1 protein-coding gene is annotated in these 26,603 nt (G+C 69.7%); it reads left to right on the top strand.

Annotation, left to right across the window (positions count from 1 at the left end; translation table 11 throughout):
* Positions 1-12 precede the first annotated feature (12 nt).
* On the top strand, positions 13-26,601 hold the full coding sequence (locus BLV94_RS19285; RefSeq protein WP_074933778.1) for a non-ribosomal peptide synthetase: 26,589 nt from the start codon (positions 13-15) through the stop codon (positions 26,599-26,601).
* Positions 26,602-26,603 lie beyond the last annotated feature (2 nt).

Here is a 26,603-nt window from a genome sequence, read left to right as displayed (position 1 = left end):
GGAGGACCCACCGTGAAGGCCCCAGACACGCGGAAGCCGGCTACACAGAATTCGGACGCGGACGCATTCCCGCTGTCCGCGGCGCAGCGTGCCACGTGGTTCGCGCAGCAACTCGACCCGGCGGTGCCCATCTCGGTGGCGCACTACGTGGAGTTGCACGGCAACCTCGACATCGACCTGCTGCGACGCGAGACCATCGTGGTTGCCCGCGAGTTCCAGTCGCCGTTCCTCAAGGTCGTCGAGGTCGACGGCAGGCCGATGCAGTACGTCGACCACACCACCGACACGTCCATCGAGTTCGTCGACTTTCGCGGCGACGACGACCCGGTCGCCGCCGCGCACGAATGGATGGACCGGGACTACCAGGCCCCACTCGATCTCGACGCCGATCGGCTGTTCGAGACGTCGATCCTGTGCGTGGGCGAGGCGCATTACCTGTGGTACAGCCGCATTCACCACGTCGCGCTCGACGGCTACGGTGCCATGACGCTGATCAACCGCATCGCGCACCGGTATTCGGCCACGGTCGCGGGTCGTGAACCGGATCCGAGCCGCGCCGCGACGCTGCGCGCACTGTACGACGTCGACGCCCTCTACCGGGCGTCCGATCGCTTCGTGGCCGATCGGGAGTACTGGGCCGAGCGAGTCGAGGGAATCGGCGGGTCGACGTTGGCCGACGCGCCCGCACCCGCACTCGCCAGGAGCACGGTCGAGAGCGTGCTGCTGTCCGAGGCGGCCGCGTCCGGCATCCAGAGTTCCGACAGCCAGGCGACCGCCGCGGCGGCCGTGACGATCATCGCGGCCTTCGCCTGCTACCTGTCGCGGGCCACGGCGAAAACCGAAGTCCTCGTGAACGTTCCGATGTCCGGGCGGACCACGTCGCTGCTGCGCAATTCCGGCGGGATGACGGTCAGCGTCGCACCGCTGCCGATCACCGTCGACGAGAGCGCAACGGTCGCGGAACTCGTGTCGCAGGTCAGGCGAGAGCTGATGGGCGCGTTGCGGCATCAGCGGTGCAGCGTCGAGGACATCCGCCGCGACGTCGGCGCGGGCGGTGTCGCGGAACTGCACGGACCCATGGTCAACGTCATGCTGTTCCACCAGGAGGTGGTGCTCGGCCCCCTGGTCGGCGAATACCACATCGTCACCTCGGGCCCGGTGGAAGACCTCCTGGTCAACGTGTATCCGAGCGGGACGCCGGCGGAGATCTTCGTCGATTTCCGGGCCAACCCGAACCGGTACGAGGATGCGGCGCTGCGCCGGCACCACCGGTACTTCGTCGAACTGCTGGAAGAATTCGTCTCGGCGGATCCACAGGCCCGGCTCGCGACCGTTCACGAGGCGACCGCTCGCGAAGGCGAGCGGCGGCGCCGCGAGGCGCACCACCTCGCGTACTGGACCGATCGGCTGTCGGGGATGCCCGAAGTGCTGAACCTGCCGTCCGATCGGGCCCGGCCGCCCGCGCAGTCCGGGAACACCGACCGCGTCGACGTCCCGATCGGAGCCCGGACCCACCGCGGGGTGCGGGCACTGGCAGACGAACACGGCACCACCGCGTTCACCGTTCTGCACGCGGCCGCGGCCGTGCTGCTGAGCCGGCTCTCCGGTGCGTCGGAGGTCGCGGTCGGAACGACGGCCACACTGGACCGGGGGCAGAACCTCGTCGTTCTCCGGACCCGCGCCGAACCGGACGCGACCTTCACGCAGCACCTCCGTCACGTTCGCGACGTCGACCGGGAGGCGTTCGACCACCCCGACGTCCCGTTCGAGCAGGTGGTCCGGGCGCTCACGGTCCGCGAGTCGCCCGCATACTCGCCGATCGTCCAGGTGCTGTTCGACGGCGGGGACGCGGCCGAAACGGCCGTGATCGGCAGATTCGACCTCCGGGTGACCGCGGCGGAGACGTTCGACGCCGACGGCATCCCGACCGGCATCACGGTGACCCTCGCGTTCGCCACCGATCTGTTCGACCCCGGCACTGTTCGTCGACTCGGCGAACGATTGAGCCGAATCCTGCAGGCGGCCACCGGCGACCCCGATTCCGTCGTCGGCGACATCGACATCCTGTCCGACACCGAACACGCCACCCTCGTCCCGGTGCCCGGCTCGCCCGGACGGCCGGGGTGCACGCTACCCGAATTGTTCTCGGCGGCAGCCGAAGCCAACCCCACCGGTGCCGCGCTCTCGTATCTCGGAATCGACGTGACGTACCGGGAATTGGACGAGCGCTCCAACCAACTGGCCCGCGTCCTGATCGAACACGGAATCGGGCCGGAGAACGTCGTGGCGCTGGGCATGACCCGCTCGATCGAGTCGGTGCTGTCGATGCTGGCGGTTGCCAAGTCGGGTGCGGCGTTCCTGCCCGCCGACCCGAACTATCCGGCCGAACGGATCGAGCACATGCTCCACGATTCGGGCGCCGCGCTTTGTGTGACGGTGTCGGCCGTGCGGTCCCGGCTAGCAGGATCGGTGCCGTTGCTGGTGCTCGACGAGGACGCGTTCCGGTCGCACTGTGCGAGTCGGCCGGCCTCGGCCGTCACCGACGCCGACCGGGTTCGGCCCCTCCGCCCGGAGAATCCGGCCTACGTGATCTACACGTCCGGTTCGACGGGCAAGCCCAAGGGGGTCGTGGTCACCCACAGCGGCCTGGACAACTTCGCGGCCGAGCAACGCACCCGATCCGGTGCGACGCAGGCCTCCCGGATTTTGCACTTCTCCACACCGAGTTTCGACGCGTCCGTCTCCGAGTACCTGCACGTGTTCGCCGCCGCGGCGACCATGGTGATCGTGCCGCCCGCGATCTACGGCGGCGAGGAACTGTCCCGGTTCCTGCAGTCGGAGAGGGTCACTCACGGATTCGTCACCACCGCGTCGCTCGGCACCATCGAGCCGGACGGACTCTCCGACTTCCGGGACGTGGTGTTCGGCGGCGAGGCGTGCTCCCCGGAACTGGTGCAGCGGTGGGCGCCCGGCCGCCGGCTGTCCAATGCGTACGGGCCCACCGAGGCCACCGTCATGTCGAACATCAGCGCGCCGCTGTCCGCGGACGGCGCCGTCACGCTGGGCGGCCCGCTCCGCGGTTTCCGCGAGGTCGTGCTCGACGAACGGCTGACACCGGTGCCCGTCGGCGTGGCCGGAGAGTTGTACATCGCCGGCGACGCCCTCGCCCGCGGCTACCACGGCAGGTCGGCGCTCACGGCGGAACGGTTCGTGGCCGACCCGTTCGGCGACCCCGGCGACCGGATGTACCGCACCGGCGACGTGGTGCGGTGGCGGCCCGACCGCACGCTGGAGTACTTGGGCCGCAGCGATTTCCAGGTGAAGGTGCGCGGCTTCCGCATCGAACTCGGCGAGATCGACACGATCCTCCACACCCATCCACACGTGCGGACCGCGGTGACGATGCAGCGCACGGCACCGTCCGGAGACACGGTGCTCGTGTCGTACGTGCTGTCCGCCGCCGGGCAGCGGCTCACAGCGACCGAGTTGACGGACCACGCCGCACGGCGACTGCCGACGTACATGGTGCCTGCGGCGATCGTGATACTGGACGAGTTCCCTTTGACCCCGGGCGGAAAGCTCGATCGTGCGGCATTGCCCGCGCCGGAATTCCTGTCCACGACCGCCGAATTCCGCGCTCCTGCCACCCCGGAGGAGCAGGCGGTGGCGCGGGTGTTCGCGGACGTCCTCGGCGTGGAGCGAATCGGCCTCGACGACAGCTTCTTCGACCTCGGCGGGAATTCGCTCGTCGCGACGAGGGTCGTCGCACGTGTGAATGCCGCACTCGGCGTCGAACTCGTGGTGCGGACTCTGTTCGAGGCGCCGACGGTGGAGGCATTGGCGGAACGCATCGGGAGTGCGCACGCGCGGCCCTCCGGCCGCCCGGACCTCGTCGCGCAGCAGCGCCCCGACCGGATCCCTCTCTCGCTTGCCCAGCAACGCCTGTGGTTCGTCAATCAGTACGACACCTCCTCGCCCGCCTACAACATCCCGATGGCGCTGCGCCTCAACGGAACCCTCGACGTGGACGCGCTCCGAACCGCGGTCGGGGACATCCTCGAACGACACGAATCGCTGCGCACCGTGTATCCGGCGTCGGTCGACGGACCGCATCAGGTGATTCAGCCGCTGGGCGAGATGATTCCGGATCTGGAGCCGAGAACCGTCGAGGACGAGGCGGCGTTGCGTGCGCGAATGGCCGAGTTGACCGCGCGGGGATTCGACGTGAGCACCGACGTGCCCGTGCGGGGCGCCCTGTTCCGCGCCGGCCGGAACGACCACGTTCTCGTGCTCGTGGTGCACCACATCTCGGCGGACGGAGCGTCGCTGGCTCCGCTCGCCCGCGATCTGATGGTCGCGTACTCGGCGCGGGTGCAGCAACAGCCGCCGGACTGGCGACCACTGCCGGTGCAGTACGCCGACTACAGCCTCTGGCAGAGGGCGGCCCTCGGCAGCGAAGACAATCCCGGCAGTGTGATGTCGGCGCAAGGGGCGTACTGGAAGCAGACGCTGTCCGGTCTGCCCGCCGCGATCGACCTTCCATTGGATCGACCGAGGCCCACCGACAGGGCGCTCCGCGGCGGGACCGTCCGGTTCACCGTGCCCGAGGACGACCACCGGGCGCTTCTCGCCCTGGCGCGGCAACACGATTCGACGATGTTCATGGTGACGCACGCGGCGCTCGCGGTGCTGACGGCCCGGTTGAGCGGGTCCGGAGACGTCGCGATCGGGACGCCGATCGCCGGGCGTGGCGAAGAAGCACTCGACGACGTCGTGGGGATGCTCGTCAACACCCTGGTCCTGCGCACAGCCGTCGACCCCGCAGCGGCGTTCGCCGACGTGCTGTCCCGGGTGCGGGAGGCGGATCTGGCGGCGTTCGGACACGCGGACGTGCCTTTCGAGAGTGTGGTGGACGCGGTCGCGCCGACCCGCTCGACCGCGTACTCACCGCTGTTCCAGATCTTGCTCGAGTTCCAGAACACCGCCCCGGTCCACGTGACCCTGCCGGGACTGACGGTGGAAACCGTCGACGTCGAACCCGGTGTCTCCAAGTTCGACCTGCAGTTGACGCTCACCGAGAAGTACGACGCGACGGGGACCGCAGCGGGCATCGACGCTTCGTTCACGTTCGCATCCGACGTGTTCGACCGGGCGACGGTGGTGGGGTTCGGGGAGCGGTTCGTCCGGATTCTCGAGACGATCGCTGGTGATCCGGGCACCGTGGTGGGGGATGTGGAGGTTCTGGGGGCGGGGGAGCGGGGGTTGGTGGTCGGGGCGTGGAATGCGACGTCGCATGTGGTGCCGGCTACCACTGTTGTGGAGTTGTTCGAGGCGCAGGTGGTGCGGTCTCCGGGTGCTCCGGCGGTGGTGTTCGAGGGTGGGGTGTTGTCGTATGGGGAGTTTGCTGCGCGGGTGCATCGGTTGGCGCGGTGGTTGATCGGGGAGGGGGTGGGTCCGGAGTCGTCGGTGGGTGTGGCGGTGCGGCGTTCGGTGGACATGGTGGTGGGGATTTATGCGGTGCTGGTGGCGGGTGGGGCGTATGTGCCGATCGATCCGGATCAGCCTTCGGAGCGGGTCGGGTATGTGGTGGGCACAGTTGCTCCGGTGGTGGTGTTGACGACGGCGGCGGATGTGGGGGTGTTCGCGGGGTCGGTTCGGGTGGTGGCGGTGGACACGCTGGATGTGTCGGGGTTGCCGGCGGGTCCGGTGGGGGTGGGCGAGCGGTTGTCGCGGCTGCGGCCGGGTCATCCGGGGTATGTGATGTTCACGTCGGGGTCGACGGGTCGGCCGAAGGGGGTGTCGGTTCCGCATGGGGGGATTGTGAATCGGTTGTTGTGGATGCAGGATCGGTATCCGTTGCAATCCGATGATGTGGTGTTGCAGAAGACGCCGGTGACGTTCGATGTGTCGGTGTGGGAGTTGTTCTGGCCGTTGCTGTGTGGGGCTCGGTTGGTGATCGCCGCCCCGGACGGTCACCGTGATCCGGCATATCTTTCCGGACTGATCGTCGAACACCACGTGACCACAGTGCATTTCGTTCCCTCCATGCTGGCGGTGTTCACCGCCGAGCCGGCCGCGGCGCGCTGCACGAGCCTGCGGCAGGTGTTCGCCTCGGGTGAGGCGCTGCCCGCGCCGACGGCGTCGAGGATGCGGGCACTGATCCCCGAGGCCCGCATCCACAACTTGTACGGCCCGACGGAGGCTGCGGTGGATGTGACGTTCCACGAGGTCACGGGGGCGGATCGGGTGGTGGTGCCGATCGGGGTGCCGGTGTGGAATACGCAGACGTTCGTGTTGGATGGGCGGTTGCGGCCGGTGCCGGTGGGGGTGGCGGGGGAGTTGTATCTCGGGGGTGTGCAGTTGGCGCGGGGGTATGCGGGGCGGGCGGAGTTGACGGCGGATCGGTTCGTGGCGAACCCCTTCGGGTTTGGGGATGAGCGAGGTACGCGCTTGTATCGGACGGGCGATCGGGTTCGGTGGTTGCGGTCGGGGGAGTTGGAGTATCTGGGGCGTACGGATTTTCAGGTGAAGTTGCGGGGTCAGCGGGTCGAGCTGGGTGAGGTCGAGGCGGTGTTGCTGCGCCGGGTGGAGGTGGCGCAGGCGGTGGTGGTGCTGCGCGGGGACGGTGCGGCGGGGGAGTATCTGGCGGGGTATGTGGTGCCGGTGGTCGGCATGGTGGTGGACGAGTGGGTGGTGCGGGAGTCGGCGGCGACGGTGTTGCCGGGGTTCATGGTGCCGTCGGTGGTGGTGGTGTTGCCGGAGTTGCCGGTGACGGTGAACGGCAAACTCGATCGGAAGGCGTTGCCGACACCCGACTTCGGCAGCCCGACTGCCGGTTTCGTGGCCCCCCGAACCCCGATCGAAGAGATCGTGGCCGCCGTCTGCGCCGATCTGCTCGGACTCGACAGGGTGGGCGCGCACGACAGCTTCTTCGACCTCGGCGGGAACTCGCTGATCGCCACCCGGTTGGTGGCCCGGATCAATGCGGTCGTCGGGGACCGGATCGGACTGCGCGACGTGTTCGACGCCCCCACCGTCGCGGGTCTGGCGCTGCTGGCCGAGTCGCAGGAAGGGCTCGAGGCCCGCCCCCCGCTGAAACCGAGGGAGGGCACCGCGGAAGTTCCCGTGTCGCCGGCCCAGCAGCGCATGTGGTTCATCAATCAGTTCGACACCTCCTCCTCCGCCTACAACGTCGCGTTCGCGCTGAGACTCGAGGGCCGGCTCGACGTGCCCGCGCTGCAGGCGGCGGTCGCCGACGTCATCGAACGGCACGAGGCCGTGCGCACTGTCTTCCCCCTCACCGACGACGGCCCCCGCCAGGTGATCCTGCCCGCGGCGAGTGCGGTGCCCGACCTCACACCGGTTACTGTGTCGAGTGAAGCGGACCTCCGCGAACTATCGCTGACACTGCTGTCCGCCGGATTCGACGTCACCACGCAGGTGCCGCTGCGCGCGCGACTGTTCCGGCTCGACGAGAACGTGCACGTGCTCGCGGTGGTGGTGCATCACATCGCCGCCGACGGCTTCTCGATGGCACCGCTGGCCCGGGACGTCATGGTCGCGTACGCGTCCCGAGCGAACGGTTCTGCCCCGGACTGGGCGCCCCTGGACGTGCAGTACGCCGACTACGCGCTGTGGCAGCGGGAGTGGCTGGGATCGGAATCCGATGGCAAGTCGCCCATTTCGCGGCAGCTCGCCTACTGGACCACGACGCTGTCGGACCTGCCCGAACTGCTGGAGTTGCCCACCGACCGTCCCCGGCCCGCCGTCCGGTCACTTCGCGGTGGCCACGTCGAATTCCTGATCGACCCGGACATTCATGCGGGCGTCGTGAGGTTGGCGCGGGAACAGACCACCACGGTGTTCATGACGTTGCATGCCGCGCTGGCGGTCGTGCTGGCACGCGTGAGCGGCGCGGACGACATCGCCGTCGGGACGCCGATCGCCGGTCGCGGCGAACGCGAACTCGACGACGTGGTCGGCATGTTCGTCAACACCCTCGTCCTGCGTACCCACGTCGACGGCGGCGCTACCTTCGCCGAGTTCCTCGGCCGTGTCAGGGAAACCGATCTGGGTGCCTTCACGCACGCGGAGGTTCCGTTCGAGCGGGTGGTGGAGGTCCTGAGCCCGTCCCGGGTGACGGCGTACGCGCCGCTGTTCCAGGTGATGCTCGAGTTCCAGGACATCGAGCGCCCCACGCTGGAATTGCCGGATCTGCAGGTCCGGAACATCGACTTCGAGATCGACACCGCCAACTTCGATCTGCAGTGGACCCTGGCCGAGAAGTTCGACGAGAACGGCAACCCGGCAGGCATCGCCGCGGGTCTCGGCTACGCGACCGACCTCTTCGACGAGGACACGGCGATCGGATTCGCGGAACGACTCGTGCGTATCCTCGCGGCGGTCACGGCCGACCCCGGCGCCCGGGTCGGCGACATCGACATCCTTGGATCCCTGGAGCGTGCCCTGCTCACCCCGGTGCCGGGTGGTGCGGCGGTCGCGCCGCGGACGCTGCCGGACCTGATGGCCGACGCGGTCGCGCACGATCCGGAGGCCACGGCGCTGATCTTCGCCGGGAGTTCGGTTCGGTACGCAGAACTCGACCGGCGTTCGAACCGCTTGGCTCGCATGCTGATCGAGCGCGGCATCGGACCCGAGTCGGTGGTCGCACTGTGCGTGCCGCGGTCCGTCGAATCGGTGGCGGCCGTCTGGGCGATCGCGAAGTCGGGGGCGGCCTTCCTCCCCGTGGACCCGAACCACCCGCCGGCGCGGATCGAGTACATGCTCACCGACTCCGGTGCCGTGTGCGGGCTGACGGGATCCGCGCAACGTGGCGTACTGCCCGACGTCGTGCCGTGGCTGGTGCTGGACGACCCGGATGTCGGCGACGATCTGTCGCACTATCCGGCGCCGGCGATCACCGACGACGACCGGATCGCGCCCATCCGGGCCGACAATCCGGCGTACCTCATCTACACGTCGGGGTCGACCGGCATACCCAAGGGCGTGATCACGACCCACCGCGGTCTCGCCGCCTTCGCGGCCCAGGAGAGGGAGACGTTCGGCACGACGCCCGAATCCCGGACCCTGCACTTCGCATCACCGAGTTTCGATGCGTCCGTCCTCGAACTACTGCTGGCGGTCGGCGCGGCAGCGACGATGGTGATCGCACCGCCGTCCGTCTACGGGGGCGCCGAATTGGCGCAGTTGCTGGAATCCGAGCGGGTCACGCACTGCTTCGTCACTCCGGCGGCGCTCGCGTCGGTCGACCCCGCGGGTCTGACCGCCCTCGGGTGCGTCGTGACGGGCGGGGAGGCCTGTCCGCCCGAACTGGTCGCCCGGTGGGCGCCGGGCAGGCGCATGTTCAACGCGTACGGGCCGACCGAGACGACGGTCGTGTCGAGTATCAGCGACCAACTGGTGCCGGGCGAACCGGTCACCATCGGCACACCCACCCGCGGTTTCGCCGAGACCGTGCTGGACTCACGACTGCACCCGGTGCCTGCCGGTGTCGCGGGCGAGTTGTATCTCGCAGGTCCAGCCCTCGCGCGCGGATACCGCCGGCGGTTCCCGCTGACCGCCGAACGTTTCGTCGCCGATCCGTTCGGGCCACCGGGAAGCCGGATGTATCGCACCGGGGACCGGGCGCGCTGGCTTCCCGACGGCCAGTTGGAGTACCTCGGGCGGACCGATACCCAGGTGAAGATCCGGGGCTTCCGGATCGAACTCGGCGAAGTCGAGTCGGCGCTGCTCACCCACGACTCCGTCGCCCACGCGGCGGCGAGCGTGTGGAACGCCGACGGCGGAGGCGACCGGCTGATCGGGTACGTGGTGCCCGAATCCGGTGCGACGATCGATTCGCGGGTAGTCCTCGACTTCGTCGCCGGCCGGTTGGCGTCGTACATGGTCCCGGCCGCGCTGGTGGTACTCGACTCCCTTCCTCTGACGGTCCACGGAAAACTCGACCGCACAGCGCTTCCGGCACCCGACTTCACCGGATCCGGAAGCCGGCCGCCGCAGACCGAGACCGAGGAACTTCTCGCCGGACTGTTCGAGGACGTGCTCGGACTCGATTCGGTCGGCGGGGACGATTCGTTCTTCTCCCTCGGCGGCGACAGCATCCTGTCCATCCAGTTGGTGGCCCGAGCCCGGGCGGCCGGTGTGATCCTCTCTCCCCGAGACGTATTCGACCACCGAACCGTCACCGGCCTCGCCGCTGCCGCTCGATTCGACCGCGACGGCACGGTCGCTCTCGGCGAGTTGCCGGGCGGTGGCGTCGGCCCCCTGCCGCTGACACCCGTCGCGCGGTGGATGTTCGAGCGCAGCGGCGGACGGCTCGACCGGTTCTCGCAGGCGCTGCTGCTGGCGGCCCCCGCCGGTCTCACTCACGAGGTGCTCGTCGGCGCCGTCGAGGCGGTACTGGACCGGCACGACATGCTCCGGGCGCGGGTGTCCGCGGACGGCATGGACGTGCTGCCTGCGGGTTCGGTACGGGCGGACGTCCGCCGGGTGCCAGTCGACGCGGTGCGGGGCGAAGACTTCACCGCACTCGCCGGCGCCGAACTCGATGCCGCGGCCGACCACCTGGACCCGGCCGCCGCCCGCATGGTGCGGGTGGTCTGGTTCGACGTCCCGGACGACGTCGGGCGACTGCTCGTCGTGGTGCACCACCTCGTGGTCGACGGTGTCTCCTGGCGGATTCTCGTGGCGGACCTCGCGTCGGCCGCCGGCCGACTCCAGGCCGGTCTCACACCGGCGTTGCCGGCAGTCGGAACGTCGATGCGGCGCTGGTTGCACGGACTGGCCGACGCCGTGCGGACCCGGACGGGCGAACTCGCGTCGTGGGAGAAGATCCTCGACGGCCCCGATCCGCTGATCGGTTCGCGCCCCCTGGATCCCGCGATCGACGTCGCCGCGACGGTCGGCACCGTCACGGCCGACGTGCCGTCGGCGGTGACCGACGCCCTGCTCACCACGCTGCCGGACGCATTCCACGGGACTGTGGGCGACGGGTTGCTCACCGCGGTCGCCCTGGCACTGATCGCCTGGCGACGGGAACGCGGCGCCGCCGTGCCGGACACCCTGCTCACCCTCGAGGGCCACGGCCGCGAGGAGCAGATCGTCCCGGGCGCGGACCTCTCCCGCACCGTCGGGTGGTTCACCACCGTGTATCCGGCGCGGTTGGATCTCACCGGAATCGATGTCGACGACGCCCTGGCAGGCGGCGCCGCGGCGGAGCAGGCGGTCAAGACCGTCAAGGAACAGTTGCTCGCGATCCCGGACCACGGCATCGGCTTCGGACTGCTGCGCTACCTGGACGACGAGACGTCGGAGACACTCCGCCGATTCCGTTCTCCGCAAGTCGGTTTCAACTACCTGGGCCGGGTGACCGTCACCGGCGGAGGCGAGGACTGGCTGCCGGTGGAGAGCACACTCGGCGGCACCAGGAACCCCGACATGCCCGTCGAATCCGTGATCGACATCAACGCCTTCGTCTCCGACACCCCCGAGGGGCCCCGGCTACGGGCGTCGTTCGCGTTCCCGGCCGGCGTCCTCCACGAGACCGAGGTCGCAGCGTTCGCGGATCTGTGGCGCCGTGCACTGGAGGGTCTGGCCGCGCACACGGCACGACCCGATGCGGGCGGGCTGACACCGTCCGACCTTCCGCTGGTGCCGGCGAACCAGAAGCAGATCGAACGCTGGGAGCAGCGGTTCCCGGCACTGCAGGACGTGTGGTCGCTGTCTCCGCTGCAGTCGGGGTTGCTGTTCCATGCCTCGCTGGCCGCGGAGTCGATGGACGTCTACACGGCGCAACTGCGGATCGACTTCGAAGGCGAGGTCGACGCGGCGCGCCTCCGTGCGGCCGCCGCCGCTCTGTTGGCTCGCCACGCGAATCTGCGGACCGCGTTCGTGTACGACGACGGGGTACCCGCGCAGGTCGTTCTCGACGCAGTGGAGGTGCCGTGGCGGGAGGTCGATCTCACCACTGCCGGGACTGAGACGGAACTCGCGCGACTGCTCGACGAGGACCGCAGTGCTCGATTCGATCTCGCCCGGCCGCCCCTGCTCCGGCTGACGCTGTTCCACACCGCACCAAACAGATTCGTCCTCTCGATCACGAACCACCACATCATTCTCGACGGCTGGTCGATGCCGTTGCTGGTGCGGGAACTGCTGGTCCGGTATGCCGCCGACCGCGACCCCGCCGGACTACCGGAGCCGCCCTCGTACCGCACGTACCTGGAATGGCTGGCGAACCGGGACGCGGAAGCGTCGGCCCGGGCCTGGGAACGAGCACTCGACGGTGTCGAGGAGCCGACGCTGGTCGCGCCGCACGCGTCCGCGGCGCTCTACGGTGTGCCCCACGAACTCGACGTCGACCTGCCCGCCGGGATTCTCGACGGACTCGCCGCCACAGCCGCAGGCGTCGGCGTCACCATGAATACGGTGATCCAGGCGGCGTGGGGTGTGCTGTTGTCCCGGTTGGTCTCCCGCGAAGACGTGATCTTCGGCGCCACCGTGTCCGGTCGTCCGCCGCAACTGTCCGGTGTCGAGACCATGCTGGGCCTGTTCATCAACACGGTGCCGGTGCGAGTGCGGGTGGACCCGGACGAGACCGTCGCGGGACTGCTCGCCCGCCTGCAGGACGAGCAGATGTCCCTGCTCGACCACCATCACCTCGGCCTCGGCGACATCCAGTCGCGGGTGGGCCTGGGCAACCTGTTCGACACGCTGTCGGTGTTCGAGTCGTACCCGATCGACACGTCCGGACTGGACGAGAACACCGACATCGGCGGTGTGCGGGTGACCGGTCTCGATGCCCGCGACGCCACGCACTACCCGGTCACGCTGCTGACGATCGTCGAACCGAGACTGCGACTGAGTCTGCGCTACCAACCGGCGATCCTCGACCGGGCCACCGTCGCCCCGCTCGCCGACCGCCTGGTCCGGATTCTCGAGACGATCGCTGGTGATCCGGGCACCGTGGTGGGGGATGTGGAGGTTCTGGGGGCGGGGGAGCGGGGGTTGGTGGTCGGGGCGTGGAATGCGACGTCGCATGTGGTGCCGGCTACCACTGTTGTGGAGTTGTTCGAGGCGCAGGTGGTGCGGTCTCCGGGTGCTCCGGCGGTGGTGTTCGAGGGTGGGGTGTTGTCGTATGGGGAGTTTGCTGCGCGGGTGCATCGGTTGGCGCGGTGGTTGATCGGGGAGGGGGTGGGTCCGGAGTCGTCGGTGGGTGTGGCGGTGCGGCGTTCGGTGGACATGGTGGTGGGGATTTATGCGGTGCTGGTGGCGGGTGGGGCGTATGTGCCGATCGATCCGGATCAGCCTTCGGAGCGGGTCGGGTATGTGGTGGGCACGGTTGCTCCGGTGGTGGTGTTGACGACGGCGGCGGATGTGGGGGTGTTCGCGGGGTCGGTTCGGGTGGTGGCGGTGGACACGCTGGATGTGTCGGGGTTGCCGGCGGGTCCGGTGGGGGTGGGCGAGCGGTCGCGGTTGTTGCCGGGTCATCCGGGGTATGTGATGTTCACGTCGGGGTCGACGGGTCGGCCGAAGGGGGTGTCGGTTCCGCATGGGGGGATTGTGAATCGGTTGTTGTGGATGCAGGATCGGTATCCGTTGCAATCCGATGATGTGGTGTTGCAGAAGACGCCGGTGACGTTCGATGTGTCGGTGTGGGAGTTGTTCTGGCCGTTGCTGTGTGGGGCGCGGTTGGTGATCGCCGCCCCGGACGGGCATCGTGATCCGGCGTACCTCGAACGGGTGATCCGCGAGGAGTCGGTCACGACGGTGCATTTCGTGCCGTCGATGCTCGAGGTGTTCCTTGCGGGCGCGAACGTGGAGGGGTGCGGCGCGTTGCGCCGGGTGTTCACCAGCGGTGAGGCGTTGCCGTCGGCGACGGCGGCACGGTTGCGCGGGGTGAGCGGGGCGGAGCTGCACAACTTGTACGGCCCGACGGAGGCTGCGGTGGATGTGACGTTCCACGAGGTCACGGGGGCGGATCGGGTGGTGGTGCCGATCGGGGTGCCGGTGTGGAATACGCAGACGTTCGTGTTGGATGGGCGGTTGCGGCCGGTGCCGGTGGGGGTGGCGGGGGAGTTGTATCTCGGGGGTGTGCAGTTGGCGCGGGGGTATGCGGGGCGGGCGGAGTTGACGGCGGATCGGTTCGTGGCGAACCCCTTCGGTGCAGGTGCTCGCTTGTATCGGACGGGCGATCGGGTTCGGTGGTTGCGGTCGGGGGAGTTGGAGTATCTGGGGCGTACGGATTTTCAGGTGAAGTTGCGGGGTCAGCGGGTCGAGCTGGGTGAGGTCGAGGCGGTGTTGCTGCGCCGGGTGGAGGTGGCGCAGGCGGTGGTGGTGCTGCGCGGGGACGGTGCGGCGGGGGAGTATCTGGCGGGGTATGTGGTGCCGGTGGTCGGCATGGTGGTGGACGAGTGGGTGGTGCGGGAGTCGGCGGCGACGGTGTTGCCGGGGTTCATGGTGCCGTCGGTGGTGGTGGTGTTGCCGGAGTTGCCGGTGACGGTGAACGGCAAACTCGATCGGAAGGCGTTGCCGACACCCGACTTCGGCACGACCACCCGCGGATACCGCGCGCCGACGACACCCGCGGAGGAGGCGGTCGCGTCGGCCTTCGCCGCCGTCCTCGGAATCGACCGCGTCGGCGCCGACGACAGCTTCCTCGACCTCGGCGGAGATTCGCTCAGTGCCACCCGGGCGGTGGGGCGCATCAACAGCGCGCTGGACACCGACGTCGGTGTCGCGGCGCTGTTCGACGCACCCGTGGTGTCCGATCTCGCCGTCCGGATCGACTCGGAGATGATGACGAGTTCCGTCTCTCCGGCGCTCACCGCGAGGCCGCGGCCCGAGCGGATTCCGCTGTCCCTCGCGCAGCAACGGATGTGGTTCGTCAACCAGTTCGACACCGCCTCGGCGGCCTACAACATCCCGGTCGCGCTGCAACTGGACGGGGCGCTCGATCTGGGTGCACTGCAAGCGGCACTCGGCGACGTCCTGGAGCGACACGAATCGCTGCGCACCGTGTTTCCCGGTTCCGCGGACGGACCCCGGCAGATGATCGCCTATTCCGCACTCGTCACCCCCGACCTCGATCCGATCCCGGTTTCCGAAGGTGCGCTCCGGGACTCCCTCGCCGCGCTCTTCGGCGTGGGATTCGATGTCACCGAGGACCTTCCGCTTCGCGTGCGGCTGTTGCGAGTCGCGCCCGAGCAGCACGTTCTCGCCCTCGTCGTGCACCACATCGCGGCCGACGGCTTCTCGATGGCCCCCCTGGCGCGGGACGTGATGCTCGCCTACACGGCACGCGCGCAGCAGCAGGCACCCGGCTGGGTGCCGCTGCCCGTGCAGTACGCCGACTACAGCCTGTGGCAGCGCGAGACTCTGGGCACCGACAAGCAGCCCGATTCGATGCTGTCCGGCCTGCTCGACTATTGGACCCGGACGTTGTCGGGCATCCCGGACGTGCTGCCGCTACCACTGGACCGGCCACGACCCGCGCAGCGGTCCCAGGTCGGGGCCGTCGTTCCGTTCGACATCCCACCGGACGTCCACCAGACCCTGGCCGACCTTGCACACCGGAGCAATTCGACGCTGTTCATGGTGGTGCACGCGGCCTTGGCCGTGCTGCTGACGAGGGTGTCGGGATCGGAAGACGTGGTGGTGGGTACCCCGATCGCGGGCCGCGGCCACGCCGCACTCGACGACGTCGTGGGGATGTTCGTCAACACGCTGGTACTCCGCACCCCGGTACCCGCGGGAACGTCGTTCGCCGAGTTGCTCACCGACGTGCGGTCGGTGGACCTCGGTGCGTTCGAGCACGCAGACCTGCCCTTCGAGCGGCTGGTCGACGAACTTGCACCCGAGCGGTCCACCGCGCACTCACCGCTCTTCCAGGTGTTGCTCGAATTCCAGAACGCCACCCGCACACACCTGGAACTGCCCGGGCTGACCGCCCGGTCGCTCGACGTCGATCTGGACGTCGCGAAATTCGATCTGCAGGTGAGCCTGGTGGAGCGCGTCGACGAGCAGGGCGTGCCCGTCGGGATCAGCGCCGGTGTCCGCTACGCGACGGACGTCTTCGATCGTGCGTCGGTGGAGGGTTTCGCGGAGCGCTTCGTGCGGGTGATCGAGGCCGTGACCACCGACCCGGCCGCGCCCGTCGGGGACGTCGACATCCTGGATGCGCCCGAACGCGAACTCGTGCTCGCCGCCGCGTATCGGCCGGGGACCGACGTCGCACCGCTGTCACTGGTCGATCTGTTCGATCGGGCGGTGGCGTCCGACGGCGAGGCCGTCGCGGTGCGCTGCGAAGGCTCGTCGGTGACGTACCGGGAACTCGACGAGCGGGCCAACCGGCTCGCCCGACTGCTGGTGGCGCGGGGAGCGGGCGCGGAAACACTGGTGGCGGTGGGGATGACGCGGTCGATCGACCTCGTCGTGGCGCTGGTGGCGGTGGTGAAGGCGGGCGCGGGCTACCTCCCGGTGGATGTGACCTCTCCTGCCGAGCGGTTGGCCTTCCTGCTCGGCGACGCCCGGCCGAAGTGTGTGCTCACCACCACCGCGGACGCCGAGACCTTCCGAGACTCCGGGGTGCCGGTGGTCGTCGTGGACGACCCCGCGACCGTGACTGCACTGCAGCAGCTGTCGCCCCTTCCGGTGACCGACGACGACCGCCGCACTCCGCTGCATCTGGACTCCGTGGCTTACGTGATCTACACCTCCGGTTCCACCGGGCAGCCGAAGGGCGTGCAGGTCTCGCACCGCAACGTCGTCACGCTGGTGGCAAACACGCAGACGCTGTTCGGATTCGGACCGGCCGATGTGTGGACCATGTTCCATTCCGCCGCATTCGACTTCTCGGTGTGGGAGATGTGGGGGGCACTTGCCCACGGCGGCCGGCTGGTGCTGGTGGACTACTTCACGGCGCGCTCACCCGAGATGTTTCTCGAACTTCTGCGCGAAGAACATGTCACGGTCGTCAATCAAACTCCCACCGCCTTCTACCAATTGGCGGAGGCGGATCGCCTCGCCGGCGGTCCCGCGCTGTCGCTGCGGTACATGATCTTCGGCGGGGAGGCCCTCGACTTCGGGCAACTGCGGCGCTGGTACGCCCGCCGGGGAGACACCGCGCCGGTCCTGGCGAACATGTACGGCATCACGGAAACGACCGTGCACGTCACCCACCTGCCGATCGACCGGGACCTCGTCGGGGACGCGTCCGGGTCTGTGATCGGCCGGGGTGTGCCCGGACTGCACGTGTACGTGCTCGACGGACGGCTCCACCCGGTGCCGCCGGGAGTGGCGGGGGAGATGTACGTCTCCGGGGCGCAGGTCTCGCGCGGCTACCTCGGCAGGCCCGCCCTCACGTCCGGCCGATTCGTTCCCGACCCGTTCGTGCCCGGGGCCCGGATGTACCGGTCCGGCGATCTGGGCAGGTGGAACGCGCACGGACAACTCGAGTACCTCGGCCGCAACGACCTCCAGGTGCAGGTGAAGGGCTATCGGATCGAACTCGGGGAGGTGGAGTCGGCCCTGCTCGCGATCGAGGGGGTGGCGCAGGCGGCGGTGACGGCGCGCGGCGACCGGTTGGTGGGGTACGTGGTGCCGGAGGCCGGCGTCGTGATCGACGCGGCCCTGATCGTCGACGCGGTCGCGGAGCGATTGGCCTCGCACATGGTGCCGGCCGCAGTGATGGTGCTCGATGCAATGCCGCTGACGGTGAATGGCAAACTCGATCGGAAAGCGCTGCCCGAACCGGACTTCGGGCAGCGAGTGACCGCGGGTCGCGGACCGGTCACCGAGACCGAACGGATCCTTGCCGGCCTGTTCGCGGAGGTCCTGGGCCTCGACTCGGTGGGTGTCGACGACTCGTTCTTCGCCCTCGGTGTCGACGACTCGTTCTTCGCCCTCGGTGGCGACTCGATCATGTCGATCCAGCTGGTTACCCGCGCCAAGGCTGCGGGGGTACTGATCTCGCCGCGGGACGTGTTCGAGCGCAAAACCGTTGCCGGGCTTGCCGCGACGGCCGGCACGGACGACGAGGCGGTGGTTCTCGACGAATTGCCCGGGGGCGGGATCGGCGAGATCGTGCTGACGCCGATCGTGCGGTGGATGCTTGCCAGGGGCGGGGATTTCCGCCGTTACGCGCAGTCCGTGCTGTTCACGCTCCCGGCGACGATGACCGAAGGCACCCTGACGCAGGCCCTGCAGGCCGTGCTGGACAGGCACGATGTCCTGCGGGCGCGGTTGTACCGCACGTCCAGCACCCAACCGGGATGGTCGATGGAGGTACAGGGGGAAGGGTCGGTGCGGGCGGCGACCGTGCTGCGCCGGGGCCGGGCGGACGAGATCGGCGCCGAATTCGACAGCGCTCTCGATCGGCTCGACCCGGAGTCGGGCGTGATGATACAGGCGGTCTGGTTCGACGAGGCCGAACGGCCGGGGCGCGTGCTGATCGTCGCGCATCACCTGGCGATGGATGGGGTGTCCTGGCGGATCCTGATCCCCGACCTCGCTGCGGCGTGCGCGCAACTGCAGTCCGGCAGCCCACCGGCGCTGGAGCGGCAGGGGACGTCGATGCGCAGGTGGGCGCACGGGCTCGCCGACGCCGCGCGTGAGCCCCGGCGCGCCGCCGAACTCGACGTGTGGCGCGCGATGCTGGACGCACCCGACCCGTTGCTGGGGTCGCGTCCGTTGACCGCGTCGGACACCGCCGCCACCGCCGCGGACCTCGCGGTGCGTGTTCCTGCCTCGCTGACCGAGACTTTGTCGACGACCGTGGCGCGGGCGTTCCACGGCAGCGTCGCCGATGCCCTGCTGACCGCGCTGACGATGGCGCTGACGCGATGGCGGCGACACCGCGGCATCGACCTTCCCGGCGCGCTGGTCGGGCTCGAAGGCCACGGTCGTGAAGAGCAGGTGGTGCCCGGCGCCGATCTCGCGCACACCATCGGCTGGTTCACCACGATCTTCCCGGTGCGACTCGATCTCGCCGGGGTGGACCTCGCCGACGCGTTCGCCGCGGGTCCGTCCGCGGGAGCCGCGCTCAAGTCCGTGAAGGAGCAACTCCGCGCCGTTCCCGACCACGGCATCGGGTTCGGGCTTCTCCGGTACCTGAACGACGAGACGGCGCAGTCTCTTTCGCCGCTGCCGACTCCCCAGATCAGCTTCAACTACCACGGCAGAATGGGCGGAACCGCCACGGAGACCGCGGAGGGGTGGGTGCCGGTCGACGAACCCCGACTGCGCGAGAACCCGGCCGTCCCGGTCGCGGCCGTCGTCGACATCAATGCAATGACCGTCGACTCGGGCGACGGCCCCCGGCTGAGTTCCACGTGGACCTACCCGCCGGAGGTCGTCACCCGCGCGGAGATCGAGGAACTCGCGCAGCTGTGGCTGCAGGCCCTCGCCGCCCTCGGAACCCACGCGGAGTCGGGCGCCACCGGGTTCACGCCGTCGGACCTCGATCTCGTCGCACTGCGACAGGACGCGATCGAGTCGCTCGAAAGCCGTTGCCCGGACCTGACGGACGTATGGCCGTTGTCGCCGCTGCAGTCCGGCATGCTCTTCCACGCCGAACTCGCCGACGACTCCCTCGACGCCTACCTGGTGCAGGTGAGCCTCCAACTCGACGGCGCCGTGGATCCGCGTCGACTGCGCCGCGCGGCCGATGCGCTGCTGGCCCGGCACGACAACCTGCGCGCCGGCTTCCTCCGCGACGCCGAGGGCAACGCCGTACACGTGATCCGGCGACGGGTGCAGGCGCCCTGGCACGAGATCGACCTGACGGCTCTGGGCGTAGACGCCGCCGAGTCCGAGATCACGAGGTTGCTGGCCGAGGACCGGGTGCGCCCGTTCGACATGACGCGCGCCCCGCTGATCCGGTTCATGCTGATCGCGACCGGGCCGAACCGGTACCGGCTGGTGTCGACGAACCATCACATCCTGCTCGACGGCTGGTCGATGCCGTTGCTGATCCGGGAGTTGCTGACGCTGTACGCCACCGACGGGGACGCGTCGCCGCTACCCCGTGTGCGCGCATACCGCGACTATCTGGCGTGGATGACCCGCCGCGATCAGGACGCCTCCCGGGAAGTCTGGGCCCGGGCTCTCGCCGGCGTGGAGGGCCCGACGTTGCTGGCCCGCTCGGATCCGGGACGACGGCTGTCCACGATTTCAGACGAGTTCGTGTTCGACCTCGACGAGGAGCGCACCGCCCTGTTGCGGGACGTCGCGCGTTCGCGAGGGCTGACCGTCAACACCCTCGTCCAGGTGGCGTGGGGGATCGTGCTGGGTGCGTTGACCGCCCGCGACGACGTGCTGTTCGGTGCCACCGTGTCGGGGCGGCCGCCCGAGTTGGCGGGTATCGAGACGATGGTCGGGCTGTTCATCAACACCCTGCCCGTCCGGATCAGGCTGCGCCCCGACGACACGGTGGGTGCCCTGCTGGAGCGCGTGCAGGCCGAGCAGGCGGCGCTGCTGGATCATCACTACCTGGGCCTGTCCGAGATTCAGGGCGCGGCGGGGCCGGAGGTCGGGTTCGACACGTTGACCGTGTTCGAGTCGTACCCCGTCGACCGCGCCGGGCTCACCACCGACACCGACATCGCAGGCCTGCGCGTCACCGGGGTGGACGCGCGGGACGCCGCCCACTACCCACTCAGCCTGGTGGCGTCGGTCGACGCCCGGCTGCACCTGAAATTCGAGTACCTCCCGGACGTGTTCGACGCAGACACCGTCGCCGACGTCGCCGGGCGGGTGCTCCGGGTGCTCGATGCCTGCACCCGTCCGGACCGGCCGCTGGCCGCACTGTCGCTGCTGACGGGCCGGGAGCGCGCCGAACTGGTGCCGGTCCGCGGCCGTCCGGGCGGATCGACCCGCACACTGCCGCACATCCTCGAGGAGGGCGCCGCGCTCGACGCGCACGCGGTCGCCCTGTCCTACGAGGACGTCGACGTGACGTACGGTGAGCTGGACGAGCAGTCGAACCGTCTGGCCCGCGCCCTCATCGCACGCGGGGCGGGCCCGGAAACGTTCGTGGCCATCGGGATTCCGCGGTCCCTCGACTCGGTGCTGTCGGTGTGGGCGGTGGCGAAGACCGGTGCGGCGTTCGTGCCGATCGACCCGAACTACCCCGACGAGCGCATCACCCACATGCTCGTCGATTCCGGAGTCACGCTCGGCCTGACCACGACCGGGCACCGAGACCGGCTCCCGGGGGACGCGCAGTGGCTGCTGCTCGACGAACCCGGCTTCGCGGTCGAATGCGCCGAGCGTCCGGGGGCACCCGTGACCGAAGCCGACCGGAGCGGTCCGGTCACGCTGGACACCGCCGCGTACGCCGTCTACACGTCGGGGTCCACGGGCCTGCCGAAGGGTGTGGTGGTCACCCACCGCGGTCTGGACAATTTCGCCCGCGATCAACTCGAACGTTTCCGTGCGACACCGCAATCCCGGACACTGCACTTCTCCACGCCGAGCTTCGACGGGTCGGTCTTCGAGTATCTCCAGGCGTTCGGCGCCGGCGCGACGATGGTGATCGCGCCGCCCACCGTGTTCGGCGGCGACGAACTCGCGCGGCTGCTGGCCGACCGGAACGTCACCCACGCCTTCATCACCACGGCCGCGCTGGCGTCGCTCGACCCTGCCGGGCTGACGCACCTGACGGACCTGGTGTTCGGCGGGGAGGCGTGCCCACCCGAACTCGTCGCCCGCTGGGCGCCCGGCCGCCGCCTGTACAACGCGTACGGGCCGACCGAGACCACGATCATGTCCAACATCAGCGCACCGATGGTCCCGGGGGAACCGATCACCATCGGCGGGCCGATCCGCGGCGTGACGGAACTGGTGCTCGACACCCGGCTGCAACCGGTCCCCGTCGGTGTTGCCGGCGAGTTGTACCTCGCCGGGGCGGGTCTGGCCCGCGGCTACCACCGCAGGCAGGCACTGACCGCCGAACGGTTCGTCGCCGACCCGTTCCGGCCCGGTGAGCGGATGTACCGCACCGGCGACATCGTGCGGTGGACGCCGGACCACAGCATCGAGTACGTGGGCCGCACTGACTTCCAGGTCAAGGTCCGCGGCTTCCGCATCGAACTCGGCGAGATCGACGCCACGCTGATGTCGGAGCCGAACGTCGGATTCGCGGCCACGCTCGCGCACCGCGGGCCCGCGGGCGACACTCTGCTGGTGTCCTACGTCGTACCGTCGTCGGGCGGCTCCCTCGACACCGCCGAACTCACCCGGCACGTGGCGGACCGATTGCCGCCGCACATGGTGCCCACCTCGATCACGGTGCTGGAGCGCATTCCGCTGACGGCTGTCGGCAAGCTGGACCGCTCGGCGCTGCCGGAGCCCGACCTGCTGTCCGGGGCAGGGCACTACCGGGTCCCGGCCGGCCCGATCGAGGAAACGGTGGCGGGTGTCTTCGCGGACGTGCTCGCGCTGGGGCGGGTCGGCGCCGACGCCGATTTCTTCGACCTCGGCGGCAACTCCCTGAGCGCCACCCGGGTCACGGCGCGGTTGCGCGCGCTGCTCGGCACCGACTGTGGTGTGCGGGACCTGTTCGAGGCGCCCACGGTCGCGGCGCTGGCGGCCCGGATCGAGCAGTCCGGGGCGGAGACGGCCGGCCGCCCGGTACTCGGGGCCCGCACGCGGCCCGACGACATTCCGCTGTCGTTCGCGCAGCAGCGGATGTGGTTCGTCAACCAGCTCGACACCACCTCGGCCGCCTACAACATCCCGATCGTGGTGGTACTGAGTGGGGATCTCGATGTGGGAGCGCTGAACTCGGCGCTCACCGACGTCCTCGTCCGGCACGAGTCGCTGCGCACGATGTTCCCGGTCCGCGGGGACTGGCCGGTTCAGCAGATCCTGCCCGCCGCGGGTGCGGTGCCCCCGCTGGTCCCCGCCCCCGTCGCGGAAGAGCACCTGCGGGACGAGGTGTCCCGGCTCGTCTCGGCGGGTTTCGATGTGACCGTGGAGCTTCCGCTGCGGGCCGGGCTGTATTCGCTGAGCACTACCGAGCACGCCCTCGCCGTGGTGGTGCACCACATCTCGGCGGACGGGTTCTCGATGGGGCCGCTGGTGCGCGACGTGATGGCGGCGTACGGCGCCCGCGTGTCCGGCGGCGCGCCCGACTGGACACCGCTTCCGGTGCAGTACGCCGATTACGCCCTGTGGCAGCGGGAACTGCTCGGTTCGGACGACGACCCCGAGTCGCTGCTGTCGAGGCAGCTCGACTACTGGACGACCGCGCTGGCGGGTACCCCCGACCTCCTGGAACTGCCCACCGATCGGGATCGGCCGTCGCAGCAGTCCTTCCGCGGTGCGCGCATCCACTTCTCCGTCGACACCGACCTGCATCGACGCATCCGGGAGCTGTCTCGACGCCTCGGCTCCACCGAGTTCATGACCGTGCACGCCGCCCTGGCGGTGTTGCTCAGTCGGCTCGGCGGCACCGCGGACGTCGCCGTCGGCACCCCGATCGCCGGCCGGGGAGACCCCGCCGTCGACGGTCTGATCGGCATGTTCGTGGGCACGCTCGCGCTCCGCACCCGGGTGGACGCGGCCGCGTCGTTCACTGCCCTGGCCGCGCACTGCCGCGATGTCGACCTCGGGGCGTTCGCACATGCCGACGTTCCGTTCGAGCGGGTGGTGGACGCGGTCGGGCCGACCCGCTCGACGGCGTACGCGCCGCTCGTCCAGGTCTCGCTGGAATTTCAGAACAACGAGCGACCGGTCCTGACGCTGCCGGGGCTGGACGTCCGCGGCATCGACTCCGGGCTCGCCGTCGTCAAGGTGGATCTCGAATTCCTGCTGGCGGAGGAGTTCGACTCGGACGGTGCGCCGGCGGGGATGACCGGCGCCGTCGATTTCGCCACCGACCTCTTCGACGCAGGCACCGTCCGCGGGTTCGCCGACCGGTTCGTGCGGATCCTCGACGCCGTCACGGCGAACCCCGACCGGCCGGTCGGCGACCTCCCGCTGCTCGACGAGGCGGAGCTGAAGGCAATGGCGCCTGCCCGCGGCGAGCCGGACGTGCGAGCGCAGTTGTGGCCCGACCTGCTCACCGCTGCCGCCGCATTCGACCCCGATTCGGTGGCCCTGTCCTACGAGGACCGGCGGGTCAGGTACCGCGAACTCGACGAGTGGTCCAATCGGTGGGCGCGGGTCCTGCGCGGCCGTGGGGTGGGGCCGGAGACGTTCGTGGCCGTCGGAATGCCCCGCTCGATCGAGTCGGTGGTCGCGATCTGGTCGATCACCAAGGCCGGTGCGGCGTTCGTGCCCGTCGACCCCACGTATCCGCGCGAGCGCATCGACTACATGCTCACCGATTGCCGGGCCGCACTCGGCCTCACCGTGAGAAGTCGCCGCGGCGACCTGCCGGACACCGTCCCGTGGCTGATCCTCGACGACGAGGAGGCCGCTGCGCAGGTGGCAGCGGTGTCACCCGCACCGGTCACCGACGAGGATCGGACGAGTCCGTTGCACCTCGCGCACCCGGCCTATCTCATCTACACGTCGGGGTCGACCGGACGACCGAAGGGCGTCACCGTCACCCACCGGGGGATGGCCGACTTCACCGCGGAGACGCACGAACGGTTCCAGGTCACCCACGAGTCCCGGGTGTCGCAACTGGCGTCCCCGAGTTTCGACGCCTCCGTGTTCGAACTGATGATGGCGTTCAGCGCGTCGGCGCAGGTTGTGATCGTGCCGCCCGCCGTCCTCGGGGGCAGCGAGTTGGCGGACCTGTTCCGTCGCGAGCGCGTGACCCACGCGACCATCACCCCGACCGCGCTGGCGGCGCTCGACAACGACGGACTCGATTCGCTCCGCGTCCTCGACCTGGTGGGCGAGGCGTGCCCGCCGGAGGTGGTCGCGCGGTGGGCGCCGGGCCGGAGCCTGCACAGCGGGTACGGACCCACGGAGACCACCATCCAGGCGAGTGTCAGCGCCCCGATGCGTCCCGGCGAGGGTGTGAACATCGGTTCGCCCGCAGTGGGATTCGCGTTCCTCGTTCTCGACGAGCGGCTGCAGCCCGTGCCTGCCGGGGTGCCCGGCGAGTTGTACATCGGGGGGCCGGGCATGGCGCGCGGGTACCACGACCGGCCTGCGCTCACCTCGGAACGATTCGTGGCCTGCAATTTCGGGGAGCCGGGGTGCCGGATGTACCGGACCGGCGACGTGGTGCGCTGGAGACGTGACCACACCCTGGAGTACCTGGGCCGCAGCGACTTCCAGGTCAAGGTCCGTGGCTTCCGCATCGAACTCGGGGAGATCGACGCCGTGCTCGGCAGGCACCCGGCGGTGGCGTTCGCCGCCACCGTCGGTCACACCGGCCCGTCCGGCGACACCGTGCTCGCCTCGTATGTGCGGGTTCAGGACGGACAGGAGGTCGAGCCCGCCGGACTGCGCACCTACGCGTCCGAGCGCCTGCCCGCTCACATGGTGCCGTCCGCGGTGGTCGTACTCGATCGGATACCGATGACCCCGGTGGGCAAGCTCGACCGGAAGGCGTTGCCTGCCCCCGAGTTCGGTTCGACCGGCGCCGCGTTCCGGGCCCCGGCCACGGACACCGAACGCATCGTCGTGGACGTCTTCGCGTCGGTTCTCGGGGTGGACCGGGTGGGCACCGCCGACAGCTTCTTCGATCTCGGCGGAAACTCCCTCCTCGCCACCCGGATCGTCAGCGCACTGCAGGCCGAACTGGATCGGCGGGTTCCGCTGCAATGGATGTTCCTCGACCCGACCCCGGCGGGGATCGCAGGCCGACTCGACCTTCCGCACCGGAGCGCCGGTCTGGAAGAGGCGCTCGCCGTCGTGATTCCGCTGCGGGCGCAGGGCGGCGGCAGGCCGCTGTTCTGCGTGCATCCGGGAATCGGGCTGTCCTGGGGGTACGCCGGTCTGGTGCAGTACCTCCCGCCGGACCGGCCCGCGTACGGGCTGCAACTGCCCACGATCAGCGGCGGCGGCGACTACCGGACGATCGAGCAGCTGGCGCACCGCTACATCGAGGAGATGCGGGCCATCCAGCCCACCGGCCCGTACGACCTGCTCGGCTGGTCGCTCGGTGGCGTCATCGCGCACGCCATGGCCGTCGAACTGCAGACGGCGGGCGAGGAGGTCGGCACCCTGGCCGTCATGGACAGCTACCCCGTGGGTGGCGAGGAGCCGCCGTCCGGCAGGCTGGACGTCCGGGAACTCCTGCGTGGGCTGGGACTGCAGGCCGACCCGGACGCCGAGATGACCTACGAGCACGCGGCCCGGTTGATCGACGAGTCGTTCGGCGCCGAGACCGGCGTGCGGGGACGCGACCTCGAACGGATCTCCGCCGGCTACGAGAACTCCCGGTGGCTCGCGCATCACTTCGTGCCCCGGGCCTACGACGGGGACCTGCTCGTCTTCCACGCCACCCGCGACGGGGACGGGACCGGCCCTGCGCACTCGGCGGACGAATGGCGGCCGCTCGTCACCGGCCGGATCGACGAGCAGCCCGTGGACTGCGGGCACAACGCCATGATCGAGCCGCAGTCCCTCGCCGTCATCGGGCCGGTGCTCTCGCGCGTGCTCTCCGACCGCTCGTGACC

Origin of the sequence: Rhodococcus koreensis (assembly GCF_900105905.1) — a bacterium.
GTDB classification, from domain to species: domain Bacteria; phylum Actinomycetota; class Actinomycetes; order Mycobacteriales; family Mycobacteriaceae; genus Rhodococcus_F; species Rhodococcus_F koreensis.
This window is presented reverse-complemented; position numbering and strand designations above follow the sequence as displayed.